8 protein-coding genes are annotated in these 7,758 nt (G+C 34.2%); 7 read left to right on the top strand and 1 reads right to left on the bottom strand.

Features of this window, described 5'->3' with window-relative positions:
* Window positions 1-72: 72 nt before the first annotated feature.
* The 7 genes from B0B05_RS16990 to B0B05_RS15700 all read left to right on the top strand — a co-directional run bounded on the left by B0B05_RS16990 (window position 73) and on the right by B0B05_RS15700 (window position 7,125).
* Entirely contained in the window at window positions 73-900 is an 828-nt protein-coding gene (locus tag B0B05_RS16990; RefSeq protein WP_245799375.1) for an IS110 family transposase, read from the top strand.
* Between the two features lie 11 nt (window positions 901-911).
* A complete protein-coding gene (locus tag B0B05_RS16985) occupies window positions 912-1,430 on the top strand; it encodes a transposase (protein ID WP_228455896.1) in 519 nt (172 codons plus the stop codon).
* A gap of 96 nt (window positions 1,431-1,526) precedes the next feature.
* Complete coding sequence (locus B0B05_RS15720) at window positions 1,527-2,309, top strand: AraC family transcriptional regulator (protein WP_076784531.1); 783 nt, start codon at window positions 1,527-1,529, stop codon at window positions 2,307-2,309.
* 79 nt (window positions 2,310-2,388) lie between these two features.
* A complete protein-coding gene (locus tag B0B05_RS15715) occupies window positions 2,389-2,997 on the top strand; it encodes a DUF417 family protein (RefSeq protein WP_076784530.1) in 609 nt (202 codons plus the stop codon).
* Between the two features lie 384 nt (window positions 2,998-3,381).
* Window positions 3,382-4,344, top strand: a complete 963-nt coding sequence (locus B0B05_RS15710; protein WP_143746060.1) for a hypothetical protein — start codon at window positions 3,382-3,384, stop codon at window positions 4,342-4,344.
* A gap of 510 nt (window positions 4,345-4,854) precedes the next feature.
* Window positions 4,855-5,886 carry a sulfite exporter TauE/SafE family protein gene (locus B0B05_RS15705; protein ID WP_076784528.1) on the top strand — a complete coding sequence of 344 codons (1,032 nt, stop codon included), beginning with the start codon at window positions 4,855-4,857 and terminating at the stop codon, window positions 5,884-5,886.
* Window positions 5,887-6,372: 486 nt separating this feature from the next.
* Window positions 6,373-7,125, top strand: coding sequence for an SDR family oxidoreductase (locus B0B05_RS15700; RefSeq protein ID WP_076784526.1), 753 nt, complete (start codon window positions 6,373-6,375; stop codon window positions 7,123-7,125).
* Between the two features lie 327 nt (window positions 7,126-7,452).
* Here B0B05_RS15700 and B0B05_RS15690 read toward each other — a convergent pair.
* Window positions 7,453-7,758, bottom strand: a 306-nt coding sequence (locus B0B05_RS15690) for an IS1595 family transposase (RefSeq protein ID WP_143746015.1), incomplete at its 5' end; no start/stop codon positions are given.

Below are 7,758 nucleotides of genomic sequence, written 5' to 3'. Positions count from 1 at the left end.
TCAGAATAATTTCAAATTTAGCAAAGTGCAGTCCTTGGAGTTTTTTATTGGTTTAATTTAAAAAATTAAGACATGGAAATTAAGAAGCAGATTTCACTCGAAGTGGTACATCCCAATGCGTGTGGAATAGACATTGGCAGCCGCAGCCACTGGGCAGCTGTAGGGCAAAATGCGGAGGATGTAAAAGAATTTGGGGTGTACAGCCAAGATCAGCTCGAGATGTGTAACTGGCTACACTCAAAAGGTGTTACCTCCATTGCAATGGAATCCACCGGAACTTACTGGCAAAACCTATTTTCCACTTTGGTGGGCCAGGGTTTTGAGGTGATTTTGGTGAATGGCAGACAAACCAAAAATATCAAAGGGAAAAAGACAGACATTAAAGATTGCCAATGGATTCAAAAACTTCACTCTCTGGGGCTTTTGAGTGCCAGCTTTTTACCCGATTCGGACACGGACACCGTACGAACCTATTCCAGACACCGTCAAAACCTGCTCAAGCAATCTGCATCATGCACCAGGAGGATGCAAAAATATCTGCGATTGATGAATATGAGGCTTGAAGTTGTGGTAAGGGATATAGTCGGTCTTACAGGATCTTGCATTATTGAAGCTTTTCTAAACGGAGAGCACAAGGGAGAGGAATTGGCAAAACTCCGTCATTACAATTGCCGAAAATCAGAGGAGGAAATCGCAAAAGCTCTGCAGTTCAATGGGCGCAAAGATTATCTCTTTGCCTTGAAGCAAGAGTGGGATTCCTACAAACACCTCCAGCAACAAATCATGGATACGGATTTGCAGATCGACCGGCTCCTGAAGGAATTCATCGAAAAGGACGAGCATAAGAAACAGCATACCATTGAAAAAAAAAGCACAAGCGAAAAAACAAAAATGCGGTAAGCCAAACGGATATGAATTTAATTGCTTACCAATATTTTGAAGGGATAGACTTGATGGCGATTGAGGGAGTAAGCGAAGGGTTGATTATGGCTCTCATCGCAGAAGTCGGATTAGATGGGATTAGAAAATTTCCCACTGCAAAACAATTCACTGCATGGCTCAGGCTCGCCCCCAACAACAAAATAAGTGGTGGCAAAGTATTATCCAACCACATTCCGAAGGGAAGTTCGCGGCTGAAAATAGCATTCAGAAACACGGCCAATGCCATGGGCAACCTAAAGGAGGGATGGCTCGCTGAGTTCTTCAAAAGATTAAGCTACAAAAAAGGAAGGGCAACTGCTGTTTCTGCACTCGCCCGAAAGCTCGCCGTCATTATATGGAATATGCTCGTTAAGGGGCAAGGTTACAATCCGCCTTCACAATACCTTTTTCTGGACGAGAAAAGAAAAATAGCAGCAGCCAAAAGAATACAAAAACAAATCACTAAATTTGGACTGACTAATAAGGATATTGAATTCAAAACAACTTGATTATCAATAGTAAAGTTTAACGTTAGTCAGAATTTTTAAAGAACGTCACTTTTGAACCAGATTTCCATACAAAACACTAATAGTCATAACTTTTCAATGCCAATAAACTGTCCTTTTTACCAAATTTTAGTATTTGATGGTTCGGCAAAGTTTGAAATTAATTTGACTCAATATGTATGTTCTGGCTCTACAATTTTATTTCTTACTCCCAACCAACAATTTAAATGGCTTGACGCTAATAAAACAGAATTGAAATTAATTCGGTTTCACGGCGATTATTATTGCATTGAATATCATAAAAATATGATTTCGTGCAACGGAATTCTATTCAATAATATTTATGAAAAACCTTTTTTCAATATCAATAAATCCTATTATGATGAAATTGTAAATACAATTGAAAAAATGGATAATGAGATTCAAAATGAAACAGTAAGCCCATTTACGGATTCGATTGTTAAATCCTATTTGCAATTAATCTTGTCCATATCTAGTAAAGAAAAATCTAAATATCTAGCTAATTTAAAGCCAAATGAATTGCCGAATAAAGACTTAGTTTATTTTCAAGATTTGGTAGAAAAGCATTACAAAACTGAAAGGAGTATGGCATTTTATGCGTCTGAATTTTCGTTATCAACTGATGCTTTCAGCAAAAAAATAAAGAAACAGTTTTCAAAATCACCTTCACAATTGGTTAATGAACGTGTAATTCTAGAAGCTAAAAAATTACTTCATCTCACTTATAAATCAATTAAAGAAATTGCGCAAGAATTGAATTTTGAGGATGAGTTTTATTTCAGTCGCTATTTTAAAAAGAATGTTGGCATCTCTCCTAGTTCATACAGAAAAAATGTAGGCATTTCCATCGTGGCAAAATAGTCTAGGTTATTCACTGATTTATCTATTCTTATTGCGCCACGAGTGGTCTAAATTTGCTAACATCATTAATTTATACAAAATGAAAAGTTTAGCATTTTTTTTAGCGTCACAACAATCCAATTTTATCAATTTACTTCGTATTTCCATCTTTGTTGTAATGGCATGGATCGGAGGATTAAAAGCGTTTCATTATGAAGCAGAAGGGATTGTTCCGTTTGTTACCAATAGTCCATTGATGAGTTTTTTCTACAACAATTCGGACAAAACTGCATTAAATGAAAAAGGAGAAAGCGTTGCTGAATATACTTTACATAAAAATCCTGAAGGAAAAATCGTTCAGAAAAATATAGATTGGCATCAAGAAAATGGAACCTATTTATTTGCTTATGGTTTAGGTACAGTAATTTGCATCATTGGTTTATTTGTATTATTAGGCATTTGGTTTCCTAAAATCGGTATGATTGGAGGTCTTTTAACCTTTGGGATGTCCTTAGTTACATTATCCTTCCTTATCACCACTCCAGAAGCTTATGTTCCCAATTTAGGAGGAGATTTTCCTACGCCACAATTTGGTTTCCCTTATCTTTCTGGAGCAGGCAGACTAGTCATAAAAGATATTATTATGTTGGCAGGAGGATTAATTATTGCATCTGATAGTGCAAGAAAGTTAACAAAAAACTACAGCTAATCCCCAGGTTTTCGTTGGGCTTGAAAAGCCAACAATGAAAACCCTGCTGAACCCTTCGGCTAGCTCAGGGCAGGCTCGCTTTGGGAGCTTTTTCAACACTATGGGTTTATCGTAAAGTTTTTAGAAAATATTTCAAGAGAACAGGTTGTTCTCTTTTTTTGTTGCCATTTTACTGATTTTTAATTAGTTTTACAAAGTAACTAAATATAGCGCTGAGAAAGCTACCGAAGGTTTAGTTCAACAAGGGTTTGGCAATAGCGGGCGGAAAGTCAAAAGTTCACGTTTTGTGCTTCGGTAGAAATTTGTATTTTAGTTGAAAGTTTCGGCTTCGATTTGCCCGCCATCGCCAAGCCCCGAAACGTTATCTACAACCTTATATCGCTTATGGAAAAACAATTTATAGATATTTTTAAAGAATTTTTATTATCAAAAGGTTATCCTGAAAATAGTCTATTGTTTGAATTCAAATCCTCTAAAATTCACCCAAAATTCAGACCTGATTTATTAGTTATTGATACAGAAAATGACAATTTTTTATGTTTATTTGAATTTAAATCTTCAACTTCGGAAAAAAGTGATTTAATTAATGAAATAAACTATTATCAAGATGATTTTCTATCAAATTTACAAGAAGATATACCTGTTTATTTAGTTTTAAGTTTTGGATTTGGAAAAGATTTTCAAATTTTCGAATTGACAGATGGGGCCCTAAAACTAATTCCAGATGATGAATTCCCAAGATATGAAACCCTTGTATCACAGCAAAAAACTGAAGAAAAAATTGAAAAAGAAAGAATCCAAAAATATAAAATTGGAGAATTGAAAGAAAGAAAAAAAAGAGTGTGGTTAAGCTCAATGCTTTCCATTTTAAGTCTTGTCGTTGGAATAATTACTGTGGTTTACTCACTAAATTTGAATAAAAAAACAAACAACTCCTCAACTTTTTCATCATCTTGCAATTGTGATTCGATTAAAACTGAAATAAAAAATTTGAAAAAATTAATAAATCAAATTGACAAAAAAACAAATCAAAATGTAAGTTCGTCCAAGAATAACCCTGTAAATTCGGATATAGCAGATTTAACAAATAGAATAGAAGTTATTGAAAAAGGAATTTCAGACAATCCTGAAAAAACACTTTCGTTACTTAATATGAATAACGACATTTCTCAATTAGAAAAAAGTGATGAATCTATAAGGGAAATCAACAAAACAGAAATAGAATCTTTAAAAAATGAAATGGAAAATCAAAACTCGTGGATATCAGGATTACTAATTACAATTTTTGGACTTGTTTTAAGTTTTGCAGTTCCAAATCTTTTGGCAAATATTAAAGAAAATAAATAAAACTAAAAAAACTGCATACAATAACTAAGTCTTCGTCTTGTCCGAAGGACACGAGATGAAAACCCTGTTGAACCCTTCGGCTAGCTCAGGGCAGGCTCGCTTTGGGAGCTTTTTCAACACTATGGGTTTATCGTAAAGTTTTTAGAAAATATTTCAAGAGAACAGGTTGTTCTCTTTTTTTGTTGCCATTTTGCTGATTTTTAATTAGTTTTACAAAGTAACTAAATATGGAGCAGAGAAAGCTACCGAAGGTTTAGTTCAACATTGTATTTGCAAAAGAGCGGGTTAAAGTCTAAATCGAAAGTTTGTGCATTATAATCCGCAAAACCATTTTTATTTTTCTCTTTTTTGTAATTTAGCAAAAGTAAAAATGGTTTTGCTACGTTAGTGCAAAGTTGAAAGTTTCGTCTTTCTAATCCGCTCCTTCGCAAAGCCGTTTCCCGTTAGCGGCTATTTTAATCGACATCTGTAAAATCATCGACTTACAAAACCAAAATCATCACTTAATATATGGTATTTAAAATAGGACTACTTTTTTTAGCAACAATCCTAGCGTTTTGGATTAGTGCTATCTGTGGAGGCGGAGCAAGTTTAATATTAGTGCCTTTACTTAATTGGCTTCTGCCAACTTCTGTAGTTCCTTTTTCTTTGACTATTGGAACTTTTACAAGTTCGGCATCAAGAATTATTGTTTTCAAAAAGAACATTTGTTGGAAAATATTTTTTTGGTTCGTTCCTTTTTCAATCCCAGCGGTATTGCTTGGAGCTTGGCTGATAAAATATGTCAATCCACTGTATTTACAACTTATAGTCGGTTTGTTTTTATTAGCTAATTTACCAGAACTTTTTAGAACCAAGAAACAACAAAGACAAGAAGAAAAACCTTATCCAAAATTTGTATTAGCAATAGTCGGATTTTTCGCAGGTTTTATTTCAGGCATCACTGGTGCAATTGGACTTTTGTTTAACCGATTTTATTTGCGTTATGGGTTGACGAAAGAAGAGATAGTAGCGACAAGGGCAGCTAACGAAATATTTTTACATTCAATCAAACTAATCATTTATCTGATTTTGGGATTATATTCATCAAGTGCTTTGTGGCTTGGTTTGACAATTGCAATCGCTTCTATCATTTCTTCTTATACAGTAAAATTTATTTTACCTCATATCAGTGAATTTTTATTTCGTAAAATTGGTTATGCAGCAATGGTTATTTCAGGTATATTTTTGTTGGTAGGAACAACTCAAAACATCATAACCCAAGACAAAATATCTTTCTCGACAAATCAATATGACGAAAGAACAATACATTGGAGGAACAGTAATTTTGTTTTAGAATTTGCATTCGATGACGGTTTGGAAATTGAACGACCTATAGATACAAACGAACTTCCTGACAAGTTAAAATCAAAGTACAACGAACTATTGCCTCAGTATGACAAAATTTTATTAGAAAAAGTATTTAAACTTGCAGCAAAACGCAGTTATGAATTTTACTGTTATAAAGACAAAAAACTTACAAAATTTGAGTTTGACGAATAAAAAACAGCCGCTAATAACTAAGTCTTCGTCTTGTCCGAAGGACACGAGATGAAAACCCTGTTGAACCCTTCGGCTAGCTCAGGGCAGGCTCGCTATGGGAGCTTTTTCAACACTATGGGTTTATCGTAAAATTTTTAGAGAATATTTCAAGAGAACAGGTTGTTCTCTTTTTTTTGTTGCCATTTTGCTGATTTGTAATTCGTTTTACAAAGTAACTAAATATGGCGCTGAGAAAGCTACCGGAAACAGGGGTTTCGTGCTTCGTAGGACAGGAAAGTAGTAAATTTGAAATTCAGTTCTTCGTAGGAAGTTTAGCGCTGAAAATCCCCGCCTTCGCCAACCGCCGGAACGTTACCTGCAAGCTTACATTCACCCTATCTGTAATTTGTTTCATCTTTTCCCTATTTTGTTTAAGCTTAGAAATGTATCATCAAAGTAATTTTGCATCATAAATTATTTAAAATCATAAATTAAAATTTAATAAAGATGAATCTATCAGAAAACATTTCGGGTAAAGTAGTAGTAATTACAGGAGCTAGTAGTGGCTTAGGAGAAAGTACTGCACGCCTTTTAGCGTCTAAAGGAGCAAACGTAGTTTTAGGAGCCCGCAGAGAAGAAAGCCTAAACAAAATTGCTGAAGAAATTAATGAACAAGGTAACGGTAAAGCAGTTTATCTTAAAACAGACGTAACCATTAAATCCGATGTACAAGCTTTAATCAATAAAGCCATCAGTGAATTCGGCAAACTTGATGTCCTTTTGAACAATGCAGGCTTAATGTCAATTGCTCCTTTGAGTGAAGTTAAAGTCGATGAATGGGAAAGAATGATTGATATTAATATTAAAGGAGTACTTTATGGAATAGCAGCGGCATTGCCTATTTTCGAAAAACAAGAATCGGGACATTTTATTAATATTTCATCTGTAGCGGGTATTAAGGTATTTAGTCCAGGAGGTACAGTTTACAGTGGTACCAAATTTGCCGTTCGAGCTATTTCCGAAGGCTTAAGACACGAAGTTGGGGGAAAAATTAGAACCACAACCATTGAACCTGGGGCTATTGATTCTGAATTGAAATATGGAAGCTCTCACAAAGAAAGTGTAGATTTTGTAGTAGATTTTTATAAACAAGCCATCCCTGCCGATTCAGTGGCAAGAGCCATTGCTTATGCAATAGAACAACCTGCTGATGTAGATATTAACGAAATTGTACTTCGCCCTACCCTTCAGGAATTTTAATAATTCAACAATTAAACGTAATTTTAATATTAGGATAAGACAATCTTCTTTTGTCTTATCCTAAATTTTTAAAATATACTTATGATTCATTTTGATAACATAAAAGAATACAACAGATTTATTGGTTACAACGACCCAAAGAAAGACCTAATAGATGTGGTCAAGTATAACGACTGTGAAAGTATTCGTTTGTTATGTGATGGGCTTACATCAGACTTTTATATGATGGCATTTAAACGCAATATGACAGACTTAAATTGGTTCGGAAATACTGAGTTTGATACAACATCGGCCTTTCTATATTTTATTATGTATATCCGTTTTTAATCATACTGCTGTAATATTAGCAATAATGAGCCTTTCGAATAGTTTGTCTCCGAAATATCTTCGATTTAGTTTGTAAATAAATTCGTTGAGATACAATTGAAGATATTTTCTTTTGATTTTATGATAATTTCCCAATAGATTTCTTTTAGCATTGCTGATGGTGATGTGAACCCATTTTAAGGTTTCGTTGGTAGTTTCTTTATCAGATTTTTCGGTGATATGAAGTTCAACAAAATCTGAAATATCAACGTATGATGTGCTTTTATCCGTGAAAACAATGCTTTGATTATCAATCGATTCTTTTAT

Source organism: Epilithonimonas bovis DSM 19482, from assembly GCF_900108115.1.
In the GTDB taxonomy this organism is placed as follows: Bacteria; Bacteroidota; Bacteroidia; order Flavobacteriales; family Weeksellaceae; genus Epilithonimonas; species Epilithonimonas bovis.
The sequence above is the reverse complement of the archived record's forward strand: the minus strand, read 5'-3'. Positions and strand labels throughout refer to the sequence as shown.

Bases quoted from the DNA above. Each gene is read 5' to 3' on its own strand.
- B0B05_RS16990 (WP_245799375.1), top strand. From the start codon at position 73: ATGGAAATTAAGAAGCAGATTTCACTCGAAGTGGTACATCCCAATGCG.
- B0B05_RS16985 (WP_228455896.1), top strand. From the start codon at position 912: ATGAATTTAATTGCTTACCAATATTTTGAAGGGATAGACTTGATGGCG.
- B0B05_RS15700 (WP_076784526.1), top strand. From the start codon at position 6,373: ATGAATCTATCAGAAAACATTTCGGGTAAAGTAGTAGTAATTACAGGA.
- B0B05_RS15710 (WP_143746060.1), top strand. From the start codon at position 3,382: ATGGAAAAACAATTTATAGATATTTTTAAAGAATTTTTATTATCAAAA.
- B0B05_RS15715 (WP_076784530.1), top strand. From the start codon at position 2,389: ATGAAAAGTTTAGCATTTTTTTTAGCGTCACAACAATCCAATTTTATC.
- B0B05_RS15720 (WP_076784531.1), top strand. From the start codon at position 1,527: ATGCCAATAAACTGTCCTTTTTACCAAATTTTAGTATTTGATGGTTCG.
- B0B05_RS15705 (WP_076784528.1), top strand. From the start codon at position 4,855: ATGGTATTTAAAATAGGACTACTTTTTTTAGCAACAATCCTAGCGTTT.